We start from the raw sequence: 20,844 nt of genomic DNA, 5'->3' as shown, positions 1-20,844 counted from the left end.
CGGAAATCTGCCAAAATATAAATGCTGTATACTGAGGATAACCGACGCAGGCAGTTTCACATTTTTAAAAAAGCCGAGCCGGAATCCTGCTTTAAAGATCAGATTTCGTTTCTAGATAAAAGTACATGGGGGAAAATCAATGGTAAAAACATTCGATGTGAAAGATATAGAAAAAATTGTGGTTTTGGATTTTGGCAGCCAGTATAACCAGCTGATTACACGCCGGATCCGCGAATTTGGCGTATTCAGCGAACTCCATCCGCACACTTTGACAGCGGCAGAGATCAAGGCCATGAACCCGAAAGGCATTATTTTCTCGGGCGGCCCGAACAGCGTCTATGACCAAAACGCATTCCATGTTGATGAAGACATTTTTAATCTTGGCGTGCCGATTCTGGGAATATGCTACGGCATGCAGCTTATGGCAAAAAAATATGGCGGCAAAGTTGAACCCGCCAGTCAGCGTGAATACGGAAAAGCAACGATTCATGTCGAAAACGGGGGCCGGTTATTTGACGGGCTTCCGGAAGATCAGGTGGTTTGGATGAGCCACGGGGATCTTGTGACGGAAGTACCGGCCGGATTTACGGTAGATGCAAGCAGTGACCACTGCCCGATTTCTGCAATGAGCAACACGGACAAACATTTGTATGCCGTCCAGTTCCATCCGGAAGTACGCCATTCTGTTTACGGCAATGAACTTTTGCGCAATTTTGCTTTTAAAATTTGCGGATGCAGCGGAACTTGGTCAATGGAAAACTACATCGAGATGGAAATTGAAAAAATCCGGCAAACGGTAGGGAACAAGAAAGTGCTGTGCGCCTTAAGCGGCGGGGTTGACTCTTCCGTTGTCGCGGTATTGATCCATAAAGCGATCGGCGACCAGCTCACGTGTATTTTTGTGGACCACGGTCTTTTGCGTAAAGGCGAAGCAGAGAGTGTGATGAAAACTTTCTCAGAAGGCTTTAATATGAACGTCATTAAAGTCGACGCGAAAGAACGGTTCCTGAAAAAATTGAAAGGTGTTTCCGACCCGGAACAAAAGCGGAAAATCATCGGAAATGAATTTATTTATGTCTTTGATGATGAAGCGGCAAAACTCGAAGGGATTGATTTTCTTGCCCAGGGAACGTTGTATACCGATGTCATCGAAAGCGGGACAACGACTGCCCAGACAATCAAGTCGCACCACAATGTCGGCGGTCTGCCGGAAGACATGCAGTTTACGTTAATTGAACCGCTGAATACATTATTTAAAGACGAAGTGCGCGCAGTCGGCACTGAACTCGGCATTCCGGACGAAATTGTCTGGCGCCAGCCGTTCCCGGGCCCGGGTCTCGGCATCCGCGTGCTGGGCGAGATTACGGAAGAAAAACTCGAGATGGTGCGCGAATCTGATTTTATTTTGCGCGAAGAAATCAAAAAAGCCGGCCTCGACCGCGATATCTGGCAGTATTTTACGGTATTGCCGAACATCCGCAGCGTTGGTGTCATGGGCGATGCGCGCACGTATGATTACACCATCGGCATCCGTGCTGTCACATCCATCGACGGCATGACTTCTGACTGGGCGCGCATTCCGTGGGAAGTGCTCGAAAAAATTTCCACCCGCATCGTCAACGAAGTCCCGCACGTCAACCGCGTCGTGTATGATATTACAAGCAAACCGCCCGCTACGATTGAGTGGGAGTAGGAACAGGAAAACGGCGATCCTAGGAATATTAAGGGATCGCTGTTTTTTTTCTATGTCAGCTCAATTAAATAGCGAAAGCATTCTTTTAACTTGATTTCACCACCAGTTATTTCACTATACTTTTTCAGTTGGGGTTTTCAATATATTTCTCAAAAATTAATTCAAAATGGTCTGCTGCCCCAAACCCGGAAATAGGAGGGGCAAATATTTGAACCAACCCCCAACCTTCCGATGCATTTTCCTTTATAATTTGTCTGTAGTCGACTTCCGGTTGTCCTTTCCACCGATTGATTTTTATCTTAACAAATTTATAACGGTACATTATTCTTCCTGAAATTTGTAATAAATGATTTATTTTGTTTTTCGAAGCAAATATACTTGTACTCCAGCATAAATGGCACAACCAATCATAAGAATTGGAAATTCTATTCCAGTGCTTTTGGTTTTAAACCAATCCACAAGGGACCATATGAGTAAAACCAAAGTATAGTAGCTAAATGCTAGTCTTGCTGCTTTTCCGGAATGATCCTTTTCCATTTCATCCATTTTTCTCATTTTCATCTTTCCTTTTAATAGTTTTATTTATCCAATCAAAAATAAACAATTCATCTATCCTTACTTCTAAAATTTGTGAGATGAGTACCGCTAAACGAAGAGAAGGGTCATATTTGCTATTCTCAATAGCATTTATGGTTTGTCGTGTGACATTACATTTTTTTGCCAACTCTTCCTGTGACATCTGCTTCTTTTTCCTGTATTTTTTAATGTTATTTTGCATATAATCACCAATTAGTGTAAAAAATTTTTTACATCTGTGCTGGCATTATTGTATCCCCTTACAAACAAAATGTCAAATATTTTTTACACAATAATTTCTAAAGCATCTTAATTTACATTTTATTAAATATTATTTATTTTTCGGATATGAAAATATAATATAGAGATTGCTAGGGGGATTGGTGGCCATACAGTAATAAAAATGAAGGGAGGGATACAGATGCAATTATTGTTGAAAGGTCAACTTCTTAAATCATAAAGTTCAAAGGCAGTTATGGTTTTAGTTGCCGCTACAGCTGTTACTTTAGCCATTCTAATTTTTAAAAGATGGATGTAATTGAAATTCTGCATCGTGCAGAGATGATTGCACCGAGATGGGTTGTAAACGTAATTAATGCTACTGGTTCTGTATTAGCCATTGTTACTCTGCTGAGAGGATGGTCTGCCCATTGCAGTTCTTGAACAATTAATAGATTTGAGGTGAAAAAATGCTTGATATTCAAAAATGGAAGGGAAATCCCTGGTTAGTGTTGACGATTCTTTCGTTTGGTTTTTTTATGACTCAATTGGATTTACAAATTGTTAACATTGCGATTCCGAATTTAATGGAAACATTACATGCATCCATTAATGAGGCGCTATGGGTTCTAAATATATACCATATTGGTGCTTGCCGTTTTTTTAATTACGGCCGGCCGTTTTGGCGATCTATTTGGTATACGACAATTGTTTTCAATTGGAATTGTCCTTTTTACCATCTCTAGTTTGTTATGCGGACTTTCCACAAGCCCTTTGGAACTCATTGTATTTAGGGCTATAGAAGGACTTGGTGCAGCTCTGCTTTTACCGCAGACAATGACATTTATTATACGATTATTTCCTTCCGAGCGTCGTGGAACGGCCCTTGGAATATGGGGAATGGTAGGTGGAGTTGCTGCTGTTGCAGGTCCGAGTTTAGGCGGATTCATAGTCAGTGTGTTAGGCTGGCGCTGGATTTTTTATATAAATGTTCCAATCGGAGTATTGATCTTTATATTCACTTATCTATTTGTCCCGGAAATCCGAAATTCAGCAAAACAACAGCTTGACTTGATGGGGGTTCTCTTGGTTTCTTTATCGTGTTTATTTTTAACCTATGGATTAATTGAAGGCCAACACTTTAAATGGTCCATGTACATTGTCGGCATTCTTATTATTTCCGTAGTTATCTTTATCATATTCTATGTTCAACAAAAATTGCGTCATAAGCGGGATCCGTTAATTCCATTTGCTTTGTTTGAAGATCGTAATTACACGTTAATGAATGTGGTAGGAGTCTTTTTTTCTATTGGCGTCCTTGGGTTAATGCTGCTTCTCTCGATATATTTTCAGTCCATTTTGGGATATGATGCATTTAGGGCGGGACTTACGTTAGTTCCTGCATCACTTATTTCCATGTGTGTATCTCCATTTGCCGGAAAATTTTCAAATAAAATAGGTGGGAAATACCTTGTGCTTGCAGGATTAGCGCTGACCCTGATCGGGATGATATGGGTTATTTTTATCATGAATGGCCATAACTATTGGGTGCAATTTATGTTGTCGATGGTGATTACTGGGTTTGGAAACGGGTTATTAATTTCACCGACGGCAGCAGTTGCCGTGAAAGAAGTGAAGGATGAAGTTGCAGGTGCAGCATCCGGGGTGATGAATACTGTCCGCCAATTGGGAACAGTTGGAGGCAGTGCGGCTGTTGGGGCTTTATTACAAAATAGAATTTCTGCCATGAATCATGGTTCGGAATTTGAATCGGTCTTTGATATTTCAACAAAATTTGGCGGCCATTTAAGTGGTTATTTAACAGCATTGCGTGAAAGTTTATTATTGCCGATGGCTGCTATTGCTTTGGCTTGTATAGCATGCGCTTTTGTACGAAAGAATGCAAAGCGACTTTCAACCAACGAAATAAAATAAATTTTCTTTATATTTAATTATGCTATGTATAGGTGAACCTCCCAGTGTGAGATGTTAATCCTAAAACTATTTTAACCCACTGAGGGTGCGGTTCACCTGTTTTTGTTTCTTTGGGGGGCCAAAGTTGGGGCGTCCATACAAAACGGAAGAAAAACCTTAGAACGTGTTGCAGGACAGGATACCTCTGAACGTAGCGCCGCTGAAGGAAGATTTTTGCGAAGGTAAGCACAGGTGCGGGTTAAGCCTTATTCGAACATGCTTTCAGGAGACCAGTGAAACAGTAGTAGCCCTTCAGTTTCTCAAAATGAATCTGGAGGGAAACCTCAGGGCTATTTTTGAAATATTTGCACTTTACTATTTTATATTTTAAAACTGGGCTTGTATCTGATTCGTTCAGCAAGCTCCAATTATTTATTTTTTGATCCGGTCTTAAAAAAAACAACATAGATTAATAACAATAGAAAGAACAAAGCTTGAATGATTTTTGTTACAATATGTATTTCAGGATTGAAATTTAAATCAAAAAGGATATTGGCAATAACATATACTCCTGTTATGATTATCAATGATTTTAAGAACCACTCCATAGAATACCCACTCCTATATCCTTATTCTCTCAAAGTAATAAGGTTACCAATGCTCTTGCAGCTGTTCCAGCTAACCAACTAGGTACACCCATATTTTTTAATTGAGTTGTTAGTGCATTCGTTATTGTGCCCTCAAAGTCTACCACAATATTAAGGGTCTTCATTACAAATTCGTAACTTAAATATTTTTTCAGGGTACTTTTCGAGCCTTTTGAAATAGGCAGTTTATTAACATAATTCCTTACAGTTCTATCCCATGAGATTCTACCAATTTTTTTGAGTTTTTTTATCATGGACTTTGCCGCTACTTTAGCTGCTTTCGATTTCACGCCAAATGTTGTAACAACATGGTTTTCAGTGTCTTCTCCAGATAAACTTGATTGAATCCCATTTACAATGTCTGTCTCAGCAATTCCATGAGCTTGCAATTCATTTTGTAACTTTAATAAGTTTTGAGTTTCAGTATTTGTTAAATGAACATTTTCTTGCTGATTAGATACTTCTGCTGCTTTTATATGAGTTGTAAAAGGAACAGACACACTAAACAAAATAGAACTCGCAACTGTGACATGAATAATTTGCTTTTTCATTATATCCCCTACCTATTTAGTTTTATTGCTTCATAACACAGTTTATTATATCTCAGGTTTACGGGTATTTCATTAAGTATTGCATTTAATGTTGCAATTTAGGCACCTAAAAAGTTTTATGAATACACAAAAATCTGCTTGACGTTTACAAGGAAGCATTTATAATGATAAATGGATGTATAAATGATAATGATTTTCATTATCATTAGAAGCAAAAAGGAGGTGTTTTTTTGAAAGGGACGAGCAACGGTGTAATCGGGAAAATTTATTATCCTGTTATCTTTCTCCTTATCTGTATGATTGCGTTTTCCGCCATTTATTCGGTTTCAATTGGAACGGTCCACATACCAATTGAAAAATCAATGAATGTTTTGCTGCACGTCCTGACAAATGGCAAAATGGGGCACATTAAAGGGATGGAAAACTCCTCCTATTTTAATATCATTTATCAAATCAGAATGCCCAGAGTTATTTTTGCTTTATTGATTGGGATGGGCCTTTCTTTGTGCGGGATTGTGATGCAAGCAGTTGTGCAAAACCCGCTCGCTGATCCATATATTATCGGGATTTCTTCAGGAGGAACGCTTGGTGCGACCATTGTCATTTTGATCGGGTTTGGAAGCAATGCCTTGTTTGGCACATTTAGCATTGCATTTGGCGCTTTTATGGGTGCGATGGCAACATCCGTAGCAGTATTGCTTTTGTCAAGTGTTGGCGGAAAAGCAACATCTGTAAAACTGGTATTGTCAGGCGTCGTTGTCGGAGCATTGTGCAGTTCTTTTTCCAGCCTTGTGATTTACTTTGCCAACAATGCAGAAGGGATTAAAGACGTTACGTTCTGGACAATGGGAAGCCTTGCATCGGCGAGCTGGGAAAAGGTGCCGGTTTTGTCTGTTGTGGTCCTGATCGGCTCTTTGATTTTTCTTTTTCAGCACCGTGTGTTAAATACGATGCTACTCGGTGATGAGTCTGCCGTCACATTGGGCATTCATTTAAGTTTATTCCGCAAGCTCTACATGGTGGTCACAGCATTGATAACGGGTACGATGGTTGCTTATGCCGGCACAATCGGATTTGTTGGTCTGATCATTCCGCATATTTGCCGGGGTATTTTCGGCGCAGATCACAAACAGCTGCTTCCGGCAACAATCCTTTCAGGGGGGCTCTTTTTAATATGGGCGGACATTTTGTCCCGAATTCTAATCCAAAATGTAGAATTGCCCATCGGCATCATTACATCAGTGATCGGCTCCCCACTCTTTATCTATATGATTGTGAAAAAAGGCTATCAATTTGGAGGTTGAGGGAAGTGGATTTAACGGCGGAAAAGCTGCAAGTAAAAAGAGGCAGGAAAGAGATCATCAAAAACATGTCCGTGTTTGTCAAAGATAAACAGTTTGTCGGTTTAGTAGGCCCGAATGGATGCGGGAAGTCAACTTTGCTCAAAAGTATCTATAAAAGTCTTGTGCCGCAAAATGGGAGCGTTTTTTTAGATGACCTTAATGTACTGAAAAGCTCGGCAAAAAAAGTTTCAAGGCATTTAGGCGTAGTAGGGCAGTTCAATGAAATGAATTTTGATTTAACAGTCGAGCAAATGGTGCTGTTGGGGCGGACACCGCACAAGAAGTTACTGGAATCGGACCAGCCGGACGATTACAAAATTGTTGAAGAGGCATTAAGGAAAACGCAATTGCTTGAATATAAAACACGCAGCTATTTGTCATTATCAGGCGGGGAAAAGCAACGGGTGATTCTTGCCCGTGCCATAGCCCAACAGCCGGACTTAATGATTCTCGATGAACCGACCAACCATTTGGATATTCGCCATCAAATCGAAATTCTTTCCTGTGTCAAGCAGTTTGGCATTAGTGTGCTGGCGGCTCTCCATGATTTGGATCTGGCTGTCGCCTATTGCGATTATTTATATGCCGTGAAAGGCGGAGAAGTATATGCACATGGAAAACCGGAAGAAGTGCTGACCTCGGAATTAATTGAGGAATTGTATGAAATCAAATGTCAAACTTATGTGAATCCTGTGACCAACCGGCTTGGATTTGCATACGAACTTTAAGGAGGATGGACAGACATGAAAAAAGGAATCTTTGCCGGTTGCCTCATCGCACTGCTTGTCCTTGCGGGTTGCGGGAACAGGGAAACGACCGGGTCGGAAAAAAATATGAAAAGCAAGTCGAATTATCCGCTGACGATTCATAATTATACAAAAGCAGAGGGCGGCACTACATATAAGAAAAAGGATCAGGTATTCAAGGAAGCCCCGAAACGGGTGATGGTTACGACAAGAACGGCGGCGGAACTGCTCCTTCATCTTGGCCTGAAAGATAAGATTGTCGGGGTAGGCGGGAATTTTGGCGCCCCGGACAAATCGGTTGAAAAAGACTATGCTTCATTAAAGATACTCAGTAATTCGTATGTCGGAAAAGAAGCGGCGCTTGGGACAAACCCGGACTTAATTGTCAGTCGCGGCGGCTTATTCGATAATGCCGACTGGGGTGTCGGAACGGTTGATTCTCTGAATGATATGGGGATTCATACCTATATTCTTGAATCATCCATTCCGGGCGGGACCTATGACTCAATATATAAAGATATTGACAATCTCGGAAAAATTTTTAATGTCCAGGAAAAAGCAAAACTATTTTCCAACAAATTAAAGGCGCGCCAGAAGAAGATTACATCGGAACTGTCAGGCATTCAAGAAACGAAGACATTCGCCTATTTACACATGTCCGATCCGAAAGAAATCAACATCTACTCTGCTTATAATGAAACTTTTTTCAATAATGCTTTTGGTATGTTAAAACTCAAAAACATATTTCAAAATGTGCGGGGGACTGTTAGTGTAGAGCAATTAGTAAAAGCCAATCCCGATGTATTGATTGTACTGAATTGGGAAAACAATGCCGATAAGGTCAAAAAGGCTCTTTATGAAAATCCCAAATTATCGAGTATGAAAGCAATCAAAAATAAGCAAGTTTACGCGATGGATTATAATGAGCTTTTCGGCTACAGCTACAACACACTCGATGGAATAGAACAACTGGCAAAGGAAATGTACCCTGATCAATTTAAATAGGTTTTTCTCCGTAACCCAAAGTTGGGAAACAAGGGAAGAACATTAGCCCATATGATTACGATGCATGCATTTTGTAATTTCCAGCATCCTATAGTTAAAACCAAAAATGATGGTGGAAAGGAAACGATACAGGATGGGTGCAATCAAGCATAATGGGTATACCTTTGAACCGGAGTTCAGTGTGGTCAGCCAAACCGGTGCCATTCATGTTTATCATGGAGAAAAATTTATTGAAGAAATCCGATTCGAATTTAATGGTGACTATCCCCAGCATGATTTAATAGAAGAATTGGTAAATCATTATCTGCATGAAAAACATCTCTAGTTCGTCAAAACGAAACCCAATTTACCTGAATCCATACAGGCAAATTGGGTTTTTCCTTACTGCACTCTGCCAGGCATTACCCTATTCTTCCAGGATCAGATGAACGTTCAGTTCCTGCATTTTTGTGATGATTTCTCTTTGCGTCAATTGTCCGGGGTTAAATTCAATTTTGATCTCTCTGTCATTTGTATCAGACAATACGCGCTCAATCCCGTCCATCTTTTTCAATTCATGCTCGATCAACTGAATTTGGGATGGATCGGTTGCATTTTTGGCGTAAACGGTCATATTTTCCATAATATTCCTCCTTCAATAAGGTGCCATTATGATTGATTATACCCTTTAAAAGAATTTTTTAGCTGCCCATTAAGAAATATAACCGTGCTATATCCCCCACACGGCCATGTTTGCCCAGCTCCCGCATACCGGCGGATCGGGGCCATCCATTCTGCCGTTCCGAGCATAGAGCATTAACGTTATTTTTTCGCCTGAATACATTAAGGAAAATGGATAAAGAGGTGTAATCATGGATTCAAAATCTTCTTATTATGGATCAGAAATCAAGTGTGAAGAAGTCTCGAACACATTTCCGCCCCAGCACCAGACGAGGCAGCCGGGATTTGAATATTTGATGATTCCCCGGCCTGTTTATGACAACCCCCATTATATTGGAACCGGGAAACTGAGCAACAAGGTTGCGATCATTAGTGGGGGTGACAGCGGAATTGGCAGGGCTGTAGCAGTGGCTTTTGCAAAAGAAGGAGCAGATATCGTCATTGCTTATTTTGATGAACATGAAGACGCCATGGAAACGAAGCAGGCCATTGAGCATTTGGGACAGCGTTGCCTTTTGATTCCAGGAGATTTACGCAACAAAAATCACTGTCAGTATGTCATTGCCTGCACCCTTGAAACATTCGGAAAAATAGATGTTCTTGTCAATAACTTAGCGGTTCAATTTGTTCAAAACCGGTTTTTGGATATTAGCGACGAACAGTGGCATACGACGTTTGATACAAATTTGCATCCGTTTTTTTACATGACAAAGGCCGCACTTCCTTATATGGCTGAAGGAAGCAGCATTATCAACACTGCATCGATTAACGCCTATATCGGCCGGAAAGATTTGATTGATTATACAGCTACGAAAGGGGCAATCGTCAGCTTTACGCGCGCGCTTGCCAATAACATCGTTGACCAGGGGATCAGGGTGAATGCTGTAGCCCCGGGCCCAATCTGGACACCGCTTATTCCTGCGACTTTTTCTCCAGATATGGTAAAAACGTTTGGAAATAACGTACCAATGAAACGTGCAGGCCAGCCTTATGAACTGGCTCCTGTCTATGTGTTGCTTGCTTCAAACGACGGTTCTTATATCACAGGCCAGACTATTCATGTGAACGGGGGCGGTTTTGTCGCTTCATAACCGGGGTTTGTTTTTGTCCGTATCCTAAAAAACCTGCTGCCAAATGGGTTAACCTCCGTTTTGCTACGCTGTAGCTTTTTTACATGCAGAACCAGTGCCCAAACCCTATTCGGTAAGTCCGGATGGGGAAAAAGACGTAAGCGCGATGAGGCAATTCGTTACAGGATGGTAATCTGTTTTGGGCGGCGGGCTTTTTATATTGCTGTAACGGCGGTTGCACGGATTAAGCAGTTGATACCAGCCGCCTCTTTGTTGATCAACAAAATAGGTCCAGCAATAGGTAAACAGATCACGATACAGTTGCAAGGCATTGCGGTCAGATGCGGCCAGCAGGGATGATGCACCGATCGCTTCAGCCATGACCCAGTAATATTTATCACAATCGATCATACGCCCGCCTGGAGCCATGCTGAAAAAAATGCCTCCATTTTTCCGGTCCAAGCCTAAGTGAATAGCGGATTGGAATAAAGATTGTGCCAACGGTTTCCGCCAATTGCCGGGAGCAAGCCGATCTAATAACAGCAACAGCTTGCTCCATTCAATCGAATGGCCGAAAATAAAGCCATAAGGCCGAAGCTCACTTTTCGTAATGCCGTAATTGTACGTCCAATCGATTGTCCAATCTTCATGATAGTGCTCCCAAATCAGTCCTCCTGATTGGGGAAGTAGACGAAACATGACCGACTCGGCAATGCGTTCTGCTCTTTCAAGATATCGCTTGTTGCCGGTTGCTTCATATGCTGTCATCATCGCTTCGCACAGATGCATATTGGCATTCTGTCCGCGGTAAGGGGATACTTCTGACCAGTCGGCTGAGATTTCATCAACATACAGCCCCTCATTTTCCCTCCAAAAATGGCGTTCCAATACTTCAAATGTCTCCGCAATCATCGGAAAAGCAGATGATATGCCTGCTTTCGCTGCCATCGCTGCGGCTAACAAAACAAAGGCATGGCCATATGCTCTTTTCACTGAATGGGATACAGACTGGCCCTTTAATTCCCAATAATACCCGCCGTGTTTGTGGTCGCGCTGGTGACGTTGCAAGAACGAAATGCCGTGTTCCGCCAGTTCCCGGTACGCTTGGCCGGGCTCCAGCAACGCCGCCACACTGAAAATAAACACAAACCTTGCCTGGCCTACAAGTTGTCTCGTTTCATAATCGCATACTGTGCCGTCATCAAGAAAGCAGTTGATATATCCGCCGGACACTTTGTCTATACAGCGCGGTGCATAAAAGTTTATCGTATCCAGAATATGCTGTTTCAGAAAACGGGTGGATGTAAAATCCGGCAATTTTTGCTCCATCTTCGCATCACTCCTTATAAAAAGTACTTTATGATCCGCTTCCGGCAAATATGAGAGCAGCAAACGGCAATAAGCAGGGGCTTTGCTGCTGGTCCAATACCGGAACCCGCAAAATATGGAGGCGTACTTTGAGGGGGCTTTTTGTAAAACCCGTAAAAGCAAACCTGGGCTGGGAAAATTTGTGCTGCCCTTTTTTGATGTATAACACTTGAAAATGGGGCGGAATATTACTATAATTAATCCCATAAATTTAGTGAGGATTAAAGGGGGAGTTTTATGCTTTTAACAGGGTTAATTTGCGGGGCATTGCTCGGCTTTGTGATGCAAAGGGGCAGGTTTTGCCTGACGGGCGGCTTCCGTGATATGTATATTGCAAAAGACAATCGCATGTTTTACGCGCTGTTAATTGCGATCGCCGTTCAAAGCATCGGAGTTTACGCACTTATTCAGCTTGGCATGATCAAATATGCTGCAGGCACATTCCCGTGGGTTGCTGCTATCATTGGTTCATATATTTTCGGGATAGGGATTGTCATGGCCGGCGGCTGCGCAACCGGGACATGGTACCGTGCCGGCGAAGGGCTTTTGGGCAGCTGGATCGCGCTCTTTGGCTACATGGTCATGAGTGCCGTGATGAAATCCGGCGTGCTTTTACCGGTAACCACTTCCCTTCAGTCCGTACAGCTTCCGAAAAACGCGATTGCAGATACACTGGGGATTAACATTTGGATCATTATCGCAGTCTTTTCCCTGATTGTACTGACCATTTTAATCAGGGAAATGCGGAAGCCGAAAGTGGCGGTTCCGGCGATGAAGGCAAAACGCAAAGGGCTTGCGCATCTTTTGTTTGAAAAACGCTGGCACCCGTTTTTTACAGCAGTACTTATCGGACTTATTGCGATTTTAGCGTGGCCTTTAAGCGAAGCAACCGGAAGAATGGATGGCCTCGGGATTACAACGCCGACTGCCAATCTTCTGCAGTTCCTTGTAACGGGTAACCAAACGTTTGTAAACTGGGGCGTTTTTCTCGTGCTCGGCATTTTTCTCGGTTCTTTTATCGCCGCAAAAGCGAGCCGCGAATTTCGTTTTAGAATGCCGGACGCAAAAACGGGTATCCGCAGTTTCCTTGGCGGTATTTTGATGGGATTCGGCGCCAGTGTCGCAGGTGGCTGTTCGATCGGCAACGGCCTCGTGAAAACGGCAATGATGACATGGCAGGGCTGGTTTGCACTGCTGTTTATGATATTTGGCGCATGGACGGCTTCCTATTTCATGTTTGTCCGCCCGCAAACCAAGCGCCAAAAAACTGCGGCGAAAACGGCCGTCACCACTGCATAAGGAGGAATGGAAGATGGAAAAAGTATTGGAAGTCATGGGCCAGGTTTGCCCATTCCCGTTAATCGAAGCAAAGAAAGCCATTGAAGAAATTCAGCCGGGAGATGACCTTGTCATCCACTTTGACTGCACACAAGCAACGGAAAGCATCCCGCGCTGGGCAGCTGAAGCAGGCCACACTGTCACAAACTTTGAACAACTTGATGAAGCAGCATGGACGATCACAGTCCGGAAAAAATAAATCTTGATTTCTAACGCAGGCTGTCTCACAAGGGGCAGCCTGTTTTTCGGTGCGCCGTGCATGGCTGCTTGGCGCTCGCCGATGAAATTTGAGCAAGGAGAAATCTTGGCTATCGATGCTCGACAGGCTTGTAGTGGGTCTCAAGAAGGCTGGTTTATAAAATCTGCGGCGTTTTCCATGGGTAACGTCTATTTTCACGGAAATCAGCGGAGACATCTGAAATATAGTCGCGTTTTCACACCCATCTACGTTTTGGGTCAAAAGACGAAAAATTTTGAAATCATCATTTTTGTCGAATTGGTGTTCCCTTCATTTCAAAAATGTTGTATAATAAAAACGGAATAGTTTTAATACTTGAAAAGGGGGAATGGGATGGATAATCGGACAGGGCGCAATGAATATGACCGTCATTGGAAGCGGGTTATTCATTCGCTGTTTGAAGATTTTGTTGCGTTTTTTTCACCAGGCTTGTATGAGATGATCGATTGGGACAAGCCACCTGACGACCTGGATAAGGAATTCCAAAGGCTGAATCCGGACGGCAAAAGCCGAGACCGGGAAGCAGACGGGCTTTTTAAAGTGTATTTGAAAGATGGTAGCGAACAGTGGATACTTGTCCATATCGAAGTGCAGGGGTGGAAAGATACTGATTTTGCAGAAAGAATGTTTCAATACTTCTACCGGATTTTTGATGCGTATGATAAAAAGATATTCGCGCTTGTGATTTACACCGAAGATTACTCCGAAACGTATACCCCACCCCGTTATGAATACAACTTTTTCGGGACAAAATTGAGTTATGAATACAATGTGTATAAAATAGCGGAACAAGATGAAAATGAATTGTTGCAATCGACTAATCCATTTGCTTTTGTAATCCTTGCGGCAAAAAAAGCCCTGTATGGAAAAACAGCTGCACAGCCAACCAAATTAGAATTGAAAAAGCAGTTGCTCCGGGTTTTAGCTGTTATGAAAGATCGCTTGCAGCTCGATAAAAAGGATTTACTGACACTTTTCATTTTCATGGACCACATGATAAAACTCGAAAGTCAATACCAACAGGAGTTTAACCAGGAAATCAAAAATTGGGAGGGCGGCACGATGATAACGTATGAAGATGAACTAAAACAAGAAGCAAGAAAAGAAGGAAGAGAAGAAGGGAGAGAAGAAGGTAAACGAGAAGGAAGACAAGAAGAAAAAATTGAAATTACCCGAAACCTTATTAAACTTGGGATACCACTCGATTTTATCAAAAAAGCAACAGGCCTTTCCGAAAAAAAGATCCTTGAAATAAAGGAGGGGCTGGAAAAAGAATAAGGCAAATGGTGTTACTGGCGCCCCAAAATGGCAGGAAATTGACGGTGTTATTTGTCCATAAATTGACGGAATTGTTGTCAATTAAGGGGGAAGCCAGTTTGCGCTTTATTGTGGCTTCCCCTATGAGTTTAATACTTAAATTTAAATCATTGTCATTTCACGAAAGTTCCCCTTCAATCACACGTTTTACCATATGATCATCAATGATTCGATGCCTGTTTTGTGCTCCGTAAAGTAGACAGTGGGTACAAATCTTGTTGATGATCCTTGCGGCTCCCCCGGAAAAACGATGGATTTCATCTAAAGCTACATCTGTGAAAATTTGCTCAGTTACTCCTAAATATTGTAAATGCATGGCAATATATTCTGCAGATTGAGCTCTGTCGTAATGCCCCAGTTTGAATTGAATATCAATCCTTTGGCGGATTGCTGTGAAGGATTGGAGGCGCAGGCGGTCCCATAATTCACTTTGTCCGACAAGAATCAGGCTCATAGGGCTTTGGGCATCCATTTTGAAGTTCAGCAGGAATCTGACTTCCTCCAACATTTCCCGATCAAGAAGATGGGCCTCGTCCACGACCACTACCGGCTGAACACCATGAATTCCTCTCATAAGCTCAATTTCCCGATGAAGCTGCCGTTTTGCATCGCCTCTATAAAATTTAGACTCGCACCCGAGTTGTTCCAACAACCCTTTGTAAAAATGCCGAGGCGTTAATTTGGAATCAGACAAGTACAGTACTTTATATTGTCCATCATCAAGCCGGTCAACAAATTTACGGATAGTCGTCGTTTTCCCAGTCCCACAATCGCCTGTTAAAACCGCGAATACCTGCCTTTCAGCCGTATATTTTAACCGCCCCAGTATTTCCTGCATCATAGGAGAATCATAAAGCTTTTCAGTCGGAATATCCCGTGAAAAAGGCGTATGAGTCATACCGTAGAAGGCTTCAAACATTCTCACCGTCCTCCTTCCATACAGCCCGGAAGGAGACGGCTGGTGTTTGTTCCATCTGTCGTTCCTGATACTTTTGTTCCGCAGCTTTTAATAATCTTGATGAATCGGTTTCCTGTGGCTGAAGATGATCAGGAAAGGGTGGCCTTTTCCCTGACCTTTCACCAATTTCAAGTTTATGAGCTTTCCATGGCGAATACCCTTCAAACTCAATGGTGAGTTCCTCCAGATCCGCAGGATCATAGATAACTTCGACTTTCTGCCCAATAAATGCCAGGCCTACTTCGTATTTTTGATCCATGAAACTGATACAGCCGGATTTATCTACCTTGCGTGTTTCGCAATGCAGGAATGCATCCGCCAACGTATCTGGCTCAATGAAACGAATATGCTTTTCTGTCACTCCTAAATGCCGATCTTGGGCTTATCTTTTCCCCAAGCGCAGAATGCGGCTTCTCCTGATAACACTCTGTCAGCCAGACTTGAAACAGTTCATTTAACCGTTCTAATGTCTTCGGCTTTTCTAGTGAGACTTCCCCCAGAAAAGAATCAATGAGCCGGTTGAATTTTTCAACCTTGCCTTTGCTTTCTGGCGAAAATGGCTTCGCGTAAACCAGCCGGGTTCCAAGTTTTGAACAGGTTCTCCCCATCCATTTCGTCCTGTATTGTTTGCCATTATCAAAGTAAACGGCTTCGGGAGCACCATATTTTTGCACTGCTTGTCGAAAAGCATCCTCCACAATCCGGGAATCAAGTGTCGGATAAAATTCACCGTGTAAAACATACCTCGTCGCATCATCAATAATGGCGACCAAGTATACCTGCTTCTTGGCACCATTTGGGCCAATCGGTAAATACGGGCCATATTTGATATCAGACTGCCAAAGCTGATTCCGATGTCTTTTTTGAAACCTTCTGGCTGCCACTCCTGATTGCGAATAAAGCCTCATCTGCCTGGAACTGTATCCTCTCTCTGATAGCTTTTCCTGAAGGGTTGAACGTTTGATTTGCCCGGGTTCTGCAAGACCTTCCCATTCAAGTATCTGTATGATTTGTGAAACACTTCGGCTGGGGGCCTCTCTTCTAAGTAGAATGGCCTGTTCTATGATATGTGGCGGGACTGCCTCAGGCTTGGTTTGGGACTGCTTTCCTTTGGGCTTCAATCCTGAAAATCCTTCTTTTCGAAACTGCGTTAAATAACGCCTGATAGTCCTTTCAGAAAGGCCGGAGGCCTTACAAATTTGTTCCTTTAATTCCTTCGCTTTTCCGGCATCCAATCCATCCGCCAATAATGGAGAAATGAGTTGAAACCTTTGGGCTGCCATTTCATCTGCTTTCTTGTGATTCATTCATGATAGACTCCTTTCCTATTTATCTACCATGAGTGTAAATCAACCCCCGCCGGACAAGAATGCAGAACGGGTATGTACCCATAAATAAAAATTTACAACGGGTCGGACAACACGCGCCAGCCATCCGGAGGCATTGCCCACCAATCGCCCTAATCTTTGGAGTGCGGTCCCCGAAGTTTCGGGCAAAACTTTCAGGTCGTCCCCATCTTGTTTGGTCTGATGTTTAATGGAAACAAGGCAATGGATCCAGTATTCTACATAAAAATAAAACCAGTCTATCCAACGATAAAGTGTTGATTCATCTGCCGGAATATCATGATTGGAACGATTAGTCAAAACCGTTTCAATACATTCCGATTTATATCTTTTATAAGACACCAGAAATTCTGGAAGTTCGTGATGAATCTGTACGTGTAAAATTTTACTCGAGGGGGCAGATAAATGAAAAAATGGGAAGACACTCTATCAACTAAATGTACACTGCGAAATGAATATCTAGAGAGGTCTTCCCACGGATATTATATCAATAATTGTTTGATTATTAAAGGATACAATGAATCTTAGTACCGCATTGACAAAATCCTATCTGCTCCGGATAATAAAACTATATTATTATGAATTTTGTGTAAAGACATTCAGTTTGGAATGTCTTTTTTAGCATATGGTGTTTTCTTTTTTGGCAATGTCTTTTACCACGTCTTCCAATGTCACCTGCTCCAAAACTTTCTCCATTGCCATCTGGGATGCTTCAAATATCGGTTCAATGGTGTTCTGAATATTTCTTCCCACAGGGCATTTCGGGTTCGGGTTCCGGTGAATGCTGAATAACGCTTTGTCCTGGACGACATTCACGGCCTTATAAACATCAAGGAGTGTAATATCGGACAGCGCTTTGGCCAGCCTTGCCCCTGCTTTCCCCGGATGGACTTCTATTAAGCCGGATTTTTTCAACATTCCCATGATTTTCCGGATGACAACAGGATTTGTGTTCACACTCTCCGCTAAAAACTCGGAAGAACTCACGCCATCTTTATTCATTTCAATCAACGCCAATATATGGATTCCAACAGCAAAACGACTGCTGATCGACATTTCCAGTCACCATCCTCATGTAATTCATATAATTACAAGTATAGTATAACTCCTAAAGGAAATAAATATCATTGACATGCCTGCCATCTTGTAATTATAATAATTACATGTAATAAAGTTGATTACATATTACAGGAGGAATGCCATATGAAAATTGGAATCATTGGCGCCAGCGGGAAAGCCGGCAGCCTTATTCTCAAAGAAGCGGTTGACAGGGGCCACGAAGTGACGGCAATTGTACGGAATGCAGCGAAAATTCAAGACAAACGGGTTGATGTGGTAGAAAAAAATATTTTCGATATCAAATCCGGAGATCTTCAAAAATATGATGTGGTCGTCAATGCATTTGGTGCTGCTCCAGGAAAGGAACACCAGCATGTGGAAGCCGGCCGGGTTTTAATTGAAGCTTTAAAAGGGGCGCCCGGCACACGCCTCGTCGTTGTAGGGGGTGCCGGCAGCCTGTTTGCGGATGAATCAAAAACCGTTCGCGTCATGGACACACCCGATTTTCCCGCTGCATTCCTGCCAACTGCGAAAAGCCAGGCACAAAATTTAGAAGACCTGCAGCATTCCACCGGTATCCAATGGACTTTTGTAAGCCCGGCCGCGTTCTTTGATCCGGCAGGCAAACGAACCGGATCCTACAAAAAAGGCGGGGATGTGCTGACGTTAAACTCAAAAGGGGAAAGCTACATCAGCTATGCAGATTTTGCGGTTGCAATCCTGGATGAAATTGAAAATCCGCACCATAAAAATGAACGATTTTCTGTTGTCGGCGAAGCAGAATAACAACTGGTTGTATAAAGAGGCTATCACATTTGCGTGATTCTGACCTTCTACAGCCAATATGTTAGAAGAAAATCAAGTGAAGGCACTGAAAAAGTGATCGTTTATTTTTATTTGCAAAAAAACGGTGAGACACGATGTCTCGCCGTTTTTTTGTTTTTGTGGGCTTTTCGCTTATGAAAATTTTAGTTTTCCTGAGCGGATGTCATCGGCCATCGTTGCATAAGGCGCTTCTGAAATCACTTTTTCGTTGTTGATGCCTTCATTCTTAATATAGGTGATATCCGCAAATTCCGGAACAACATATTTCGGGTAAGTTTCGTATTTTTCGCGTGATTCTTCCATTAAATCAATATGGTCATTTTGATAGCAGACCGTGATTTCCGGGTGTTCATGTACCCATTTCGGGAAAAAGATCACTCCGTGCATCCGTTTGTCATCCGGCATGAAGTTCAGGGAAACGTCTGTGCCTGTCGGTTCTGTCCAGGAAACTTTAAAAACGCCATCCGTGATCTTCACGATATCTGCTTTTTGGCCGCGGACCCAGCGGCCGCCAACCATTCCGCTGTGGATGCGATAATCAACGGTATTTTGATTTTTTACATAAAATTCATATTCCCAGCCATTTTCATACGTATAGATCATATGGGTGCCTAAAAATTCTTCTAATGTTTTCATTATAAACCTCCTGTATTTAATAAATCATTCAATATTAAACATGTCAATATTTACATGTTTTATTTTATACCTATGCTATAATAATGTCAATAAATCGTGACGGAGGTTAGCCGATGGCAAAAAGAGTCCTTAAACACGCGATTCTGGGATTGTTGAGAAAACAAGATATGAGCGGTTATGATATTACGGCCGAGTTTACAAAGGAAATTTCCCAATTTTGGAGTGCCAAACACAGCCAGATTTATACCGAATTAAAAAAACTGCTGGATGAAAAACTGATCGAACAATATATTGAAATATCGGGCGTCAAACTGGAAAGAAAGATGTACAAGCTGACAGAAGAAGGAAAAAAGGAACTGGCACAGTGGCTGATGCACCCGGAACAAATTCCCGAGACGGAGAAAGATACATTTGCTTTAAAAGTTTATTTTATCCAATACATTCCCGAAGAAAAAATTCTTCCGCTTTTCCAGGACCAATTGGATCAGCGGGAGCAAAAATTATCGGAGCTGAAATCCCGTTACCAGCTTATTTTTGCGCAAAGAGAAGAGAAAATGGGACTTGCAGCAGATGAGTTAGGGCATTATCTTGTCCTGACAAAAGCGATCTCCCGGGAAGAAAGCTATGTAGACTGGCTGAAAAAAAGCATCCGGTTTATCAGGCAAAAAAGGTGAACGTTCCTTACCATTAGACGCCATGCGGGAGTGAACGCGGCACCGGCAGAAGAAGAAATTCAGCTAAGCGTATATTTTCGGGATAGGATCATTGAATCGTTGCCCGGCTTAAGCAAAAAGGCATTTTGGTTTTCAAATAAGGCCCTGATTTCGTGAAAAATCTTTTCCGATTTCAGGGCCTTTTCGTTTGGCCATGCCGGGCCAGCCCCGGAAAGGGAATATGGCGTTGACAGTACCGGAATATTAGTGTACTATTTATATAGTACACTAATACACCATAACTGGAGGTGAAAAGGTGGAATTTAGCAGTTCTTTGCCCATTTATATTCAAATCATGAATTTAATTAAGACTAAGGTGGTTTCCGGTGAAATCGACAGAGGGGAAAAACTGCCATCGGTCAGGGAATTATCAAAGGAATTAAAAGTCAATCCGAATACAATCCAAAGAGTCTATCAGGAACTGGAGCGGGAAGAGCTGGTGAAAACGCAAAGAGGAATGGGAACTTTTGTAACAGAGGACAGCCTTATCATCAGCCATTTAAAACAAAGCATGGCTGCAGCGGTCATAGACCGTTTTTTCAGGGAAATGGAAAATTTGGGTTTCCAGCCTGATGAAATTAAAAAAATGATATCGGAAAGGTTTATGGAAGGGAATGAATAA

25 protein-coding genes and 1 pseudogene are annotated in these 20,844 nt (G+C 42.3%); 14 read left to right on the top strand and 12 right to left on the bottom strand.

Annotation, left to right across the window (positions count from 1 at the left end; translation table 11 throughout):
- The first annotated feature begins 139 nt into the window (after positions 1-139).
- A complete protein-coding gene (gene guaA / locus OF158_RS16145; RefSeq protein ID WP_014096837.1) occupies positions 140-1,693 on the top strand; it encodes a glutamine-hydrolyzing GMP synthase in 1,554 nt (517 codons plus the stop codon).
- Positions 1,694-1,817: 124 nt separating this feature from the next.
- Here guaA and OF158_RS16140 read toward each other — a convergent pair whose 3' ends face one another.
- Genes OF158_RS16140 through OF158_RS16130 form a run of 3 tightly spaced genes read right to left on the bottom strand, consistent with a single transcriptional unit; the run spans position 1,818 to position 2,471 of the window.
- Complete coding sequence (locus OF158_RS16140) at positions 1,818-2,015, bottom strand: DUF4177 domain-containing protein (RefSeq protein ID WP_014096838.1); 198 nt, start codon at positions 2,013-2,015, stop codon at positions 1,818-1,820.
- 29 nt (positions 2,016-2,044) lie between these two features.
- Complete coding sequence (locus OF158_RS16135) at positions 2,045-2,248, bottom strand: hypothetical protein (protein ID WP_014096839.1); 204 nt, start codon at positions 2,246-2,248, stop codon at positions 2,045-2,047.
- Entirely contained in the window at positions 2,232-2,471 is a 240-nt protein-coding gene (locus OF158_RS16130; protein ID WP_017550688.1) for a helix-turn-helix transcriptional regulator, read from the bottom strand. The genes OF158_RS16135 and OF158_RS16130 overlap by 17 nt, the downstream gene beginning before the upstream one ends.
- Before the next feature lie 665 nt (positions 2,472-3,136).
- Between OF158_RS16130 and OF158_RS16125 the strand changes: the two genes are divergently transcribed.
- On the top strand, positions 3,137-4,423 hold the full coding sequence (locus tag OF158_RS16125; protein ID WP_071646872.1) for a DHA2 family efflux MFS transporter permease subunit: 1,287 nt from the start codon (positions 3,137-3,139) through the stop codon (positions 4,421-4,423).
- 115 nt (positions 4,424-4,538) lie between these two features.
- Positions 4,539-4,793: pseudogene (locus OF158_RS16120) on the top strand (transposase); the annotation flags it as partial.
- A 246-nt stretch (positions 4,794-5,039) separates the two neighbouring features.
- On the opposite strand, the gene OF158_RS16115 reads toward OF158_RS16120, so the two are convergent.
- The gene (locus OF158_RS16115) at positions 5,040-5,600 is read right to left on the bottom strand and encodes a hypothetical protein (protein WP_013860643.1); all 561 of its coding nucleotides are present in this window, start codon (positions 5,598-5,600) and stop codon (positions 5,040-5,042) included.
- 230 nt (positions 5,601-5,830) lie between these two features.
- On the opposite strand from OF158_RS16115, the gene OF158_RS16110 reads away from it, so the two are divergent.
- The 4 genes from OF158_RS16110 (at position 5,831) to OF158_RS16095 (ending at position 9,019) form a co-directional block, all read left to right on the top strand.
- Positions 5,831-6,904, top strand: coding sequence for a FecCD family ABC transporter permease (locus tag OF158_RS16110; RefSeq protein ID WP_014096843.1), 1,074 nt, complete (start codon positions 5,831-5,833; stop codon positions 6,902-6,904).
- Between the two features lie 5 nt (positions 6,905-6,909).
- Complete coding sequence (locus tag OF158_RS16105; RefSeq protein WP_014096844.1) at positions 6,910-7,671, top strand: ABC transporter ATP-binding protein; 762 nt, start codon at positions 6,910-6,912, stop codon at positions 7,669-7,671.
- Between the two features lie 15 nt (positions 7,672-7,686).
- Entirely contained in the window at positions 7,687-8,694 is a 1,008-nt protein-coding gene (locus tag OF158_RS16100; protein ID WP_014096845.1) for an ABC transporter substrate-binding protein, read from the top strand.
- A gap of 133 nt (positions 8,695-8,827) precedes the next feature.
- Entirely contained in the window at positions 8,828-9,019 is a 192-nt protein-coding gene (locus OF158_RS16095) for a YbxH family protein (RefSeq protein ID WP_017551807.1), read from the top strand.
- A gap of 81 nt (positions 9,020-9,100) precedes the next feature.
- Here the strand turns inward: OF158_RS16095 and OF158_RS16090 are convergent, their stop codons facing one another.
- A complete protein-coding gene (locus tag OF158_RS16090) occupies positions 9,101-9,316 on the bottom strand; it encodes a DNA-binding protein (RefSeq protein ID WP_035183276.1) in 216 nt (71 codons plus the stop codon).
- Positions 9,317-9,545: 229 nt separating this feature from the next.
- On the opposite strand from OF158_RS16090, the gene OF158_RS16085 reads away from it, so the two are divergent.
- On the top strand, positions 9,546-10,445 hold the full coding sequence (locus OF158_RS16085; RefSeq protein ID WP_017551809.1) for an SDR family oxidoreductase: 900 nt from the start codon (positions 9,546-9,548) through the stop codon (positions 10,443-10,445).
- Between the two features lie 105 nt (positions 10,446-10,550).
- On the opposite strand, the gene OF158_RS16080 is transcribed toward OF158_RS16085, so the two are convergent.
- The gene (locus OF158_RS16080) at positions 10,551-11,753 is read right to left on the bottom strand and encodes an AGE family epimerase/isomerase (RefSeq protein ID WP_014096849.1); all 1,203 of its coding nucleotides are present in this window, start codon (positions 11,751-11,753) and stop codon (positions 10,551-10,553) included.
- A 276-nt stretch (positions 11,754-12,029) separates the two neighbouring features.
- On the opposite strand from OF158_RS16080, the gene OF158_RS16075 reads away from it, so the two are divergent.
- The 3 genes from OF158_RS16075 to OF158_RS16065 all read left to right on the top strand — a co-directional run bounded on the left by OF158_RS16075 (position 12,030) and on the right by OF158_RS16065 (position 14,646).
- Positions 12,030-13,091 (top strand): YeeE/YedE family protein, encoded by a 1,062-nt coding sequence (locus OF158_RS16075; RefSeq protein WP_014096850.1) that lies wholly within the window; start codon positions 12,030-12,032, stop codon positions 13,089-13,091.
- A 13-nt stretch (positions 13,092-13,104) separates the two neighbouring features.
- Positions 13,105-13,329, top strand: a complete 225-nt coding sequence (locus tag OF158_RS16070) for a sulfurtransferase TusA family protein (RefSeq protein WP_014096852.1) — start codon at positions 13,105-13,107, stop codon at positions 13,327-13,329.
- Positions 13,330-13,701: 372 nt separating this feature from the next.
- A complete protein-coding gene (locus OF158_RS16065) occupies positions 13,702-14,646 on the top strand; it encodes an Rpn family recombination-promoting nuclease/putative transposase (RefSeq protein WP_080966407.1) in 945 nt (314 codons plus the stop codon).
- Positions 14,647-14,803: 157 nt separating this feature from the next.
- Here the strand turns inward: OF158_RS16065 and OF158_RS16060 are convergent, their stop codons facing one another.
- From OF158_RS16060 to OF158_RS16040, 5 genes are all read right to left on the bottom strand, one after another.
- Positions 14,804-15,604 (bottom strand): ExeA family protein, encoded by an 801-nt coding sequence (locus tag OF158_RS16060; protein WP_043052464.1) that lies wholly within the window; start codon positions 15,602-15,604, stop codon positions 14,804-14,806.
- Positions 15,597-16,004, bottom strand: coding sequence for a Mu transposase C-terminal domain-containing protein (locus OF158_RS16055; protein WP_226979852.1), 408 nt, complete (start codon positions 16,002-16,004; stop codon positions 15,597-15,599). The genes OF158_RS16060 and OF158_RS16055 overlap by 8 nt, the downstream gene beginning before the upstream one ends.
- Positions 15,976-16,950: a DDE-type integrase/transposase/recombinase gene (locus OF158_RS16050; RefSeq protein WP_226979851.1), complete on the bottom strand. Its 975-nt coding sequence runs from the start codon at positions 16,948-16,950 to the stop codon at positions 15,976-15,978. Before OF158_RS16050 ends, OF158_RS16055 begins: the two co-directional genes overlap by 29 nt.
- A gap of 42 nt (positions 16,951-16,992) precedes the next feature.
- A complete protein-coding gene (locus tag OF158_RS16045; protein WP_225620987.1) occupies positions 16,993-17,358 on the bottom strand; it encodes a DUF6431 domain-containing protein in 366 nt (121 codons plus the stop codon).
- 249 nt (positions 17,359-17,607) lie between these two features.
- A complete protein-coding gene (locus OF158_RS16040) occupies positions 17,608-18,045 on the bottom strand; it encodes an Rrf2 family transcriptional regulator (protein WP_017550975.1) in 438 nt (145 codons plus the stop codon).
- 147 nt (positions 18,046-18,192) lie between these two features.
- On the opposite strand from OF158_RS16040, the gene OF158_RS16035 reads away from it, so the two are divergent.
- Positions 18,193-18,834: an NAD(P)-dependent oxidoreductase gene (locus OF158_RS16035; RefSeq protein ID WP_014096858.1), complete on the top strand. Its 642-nt coding sequence runs from the start codon at positions 18,193-18,195 to the stop codon at positions 18,832-18,834.
- 171 nt (positions 18,835-19,005) lie between these two features.
- Here OF158_RS16035 and OF158_RS16030 read toward each other — a convergent pair whose 3' ends face one another.
- Entirely contained in the window at positions 19,006-19,509 is a 504-nt protein-coding gene (locus OF158_RS16030) for a phenolic acid decarboxylase (protein WP_017550974.1), read from the bottom strand.
- Positions 19,510-19,622: 113 nt separating this feature from the next.
- Between OF158_RS16030 and OF158_RS16025 the strand changes: the two genes are divergently transcribed.
- Both OF158_RS16025 and OF158_RS16020 read left to right on the top strand, forming a co-directional pair.
- Positions 19,623-20,183, top strand: a complete 561-nt coding sequence (locus tag OF158_RS16025) for a PadR family transcriptional regulator (protein WP_014096860.1) — start codon at positions 19,623-19,625, stop codon at positions 20,181-20,183.
- A gap of 295 nt (positions 20,184-20,478) precedes the next feature.
- Entirely contained in the window at positions 20,479-20,844 is a 366-nt protein-coding gene (locus OF158_RS16020) for a GntR family transcriptional regulator (RefSeq protein ID WP_014096861.1), read from the top strand.

It is taken from the genome of Weizmannia sp. WK01 (genome assembly GCF_025905465.1).
GTDB classification, from domain to species: Bacteria; Bacillota; Bacilli; order Bacillales; family Bacillaceae_C; genus Weizmannia; species Weizmannia faecalis.
The sequence above is the reverse complement of the archived record's forward strand: the minus strand, read 5'-3'. Positions and strand labels throughout refer to the sequence as shown.

Bases quoted from the DNA above. Each gene is read 5' to 3' on its own strand.
- guaA (WP_014096837.1), top strand. From the start codon at position 140: ATGGTAAAAACATTCGATGTGAAAGATATAGAAAAAATTGTGGTTTTG.
- OF158_RS16140 (WP_014096838.1), bottom strand. From the start codon at position 2,015: ATGTACCGTTATAAATTTGTTAAGATAAAAATCAATCGGTGGAAAGGA.
- OF158_RS16135 (WP_014096839.1), bottom strand. From the start codon at position 2,248: ATGAGAAAAATGGATGAAATGGAAAAGGATCATTCCGGAAAAGCAGCA.
- OF158_RS16130 (WP_017550688.1), bottom strand. From the start codon at position 2,471: ATGCAAAATAACATTAAAAAATACAGGAAAAAGAAGCAGATGTCACAG.
- OF158_RS16115 (WP_013860643.1), bottom strand. From the start codon at position 5,600: ATGAAAAAGCAAATTATTCATGTCACAGTTGCGAGTTCTATTTTGTTT.
- OF158_RS16100 (WP_014096845.1), top strand. From the start codon at position 7,687: ATGAAAAAAGGAATCTTTGCCGGTTGCCTCATCGCACTGCTTGTCCTT.
- OF158_RS16095 (WP_017551807.1), top strand. From the start codon at position 8,828: ATGGGTGCAATCAAGCATAATGGGTATACCTTTGAACCGGAGTTCAGT.
- OF158_RS16090 (WP_035183276.1), bottom strand. From the start codon at position 9,316: ATGGAAAATATGACCGTTTACGCCAAAAATGCAACCGATCCATCCCAA.
- OF158_RS16085 (WP_017551809.1), top strand. From the start codon at position 9,546: ATGGATTCAAAATCTTCTTATTATGGATCAGAAATCAAGTGTGAAGAA.
- OF158_RS16080 (WP_014096849.1), bottom strand. From the start codon at position 11,753: ATGGAGCAAAAATTGCCGGATTTTACATCCACCCGTTTTCTGAAACAG.
- OF158_RS16075 (WP_014096850.1), top strand. From the start codon at position 12,030: ATGCTTTTAACAGGGTTAATTTGCGGGGCATTGCTCGGCTTTGTGATG.
- OF158_RS16070 (WP_014096852.1), top strand. From the start codon at position 13,105: ATGGAAAAAGTATTGGAAGTCATGGGCCAGGTTTGCCCATTCCCGTTA.
- OF158_RS16065 (WP_080966407.1), top strand. From the start codon at position 13,702: ATGGATAATCGGACAGGGCGCAATGAATATGACCGTCATTGGAAGCGG.
- OF158_RS16060 (WP_043052464.1), bottom strand. From the start codon at position 15,604: ATGTTTGAAGCCTTCTACGGTATGACTCATACGCCTTTTTCACGGGAT.
- OF158_RS16050 (WP_226979851.1), bottom strand. From the start codon at position 16,950: ATGAATCACAAGAAAGCAGATGAAATGGCAGCCCAAAGGTTTCAACTC.
- OF158_RS16040 (WP_017550975.1), bottom strand. From the start codon at position 18,045: ATGTCGATCAGCAGTCGTTTTGCTGTTGGAATCCATATATTGGCGTTG.
- OF158_RS16035 (WP_014096858.1), top strand. From the start codon at position 18,193: ATGAAAATTGGAATCATTGGCGCCAGCGGGAAAGCCGGCAGCCTTATT.
- OF158_RS16030 (WP_017550974.1), bottom strand. From the start codon at position 19,509: ATGAAAACATTAGAAGAATTTTTAGGCACCCATATGATCTATACGTAT.
- OF158_RS16025 (WP_014096860.1), top strand. From the start codon at position 19,623: ATGGCAAAAAGAGTCCTTAAACACGCGATTCTGGGATTGTTGAGAAAA.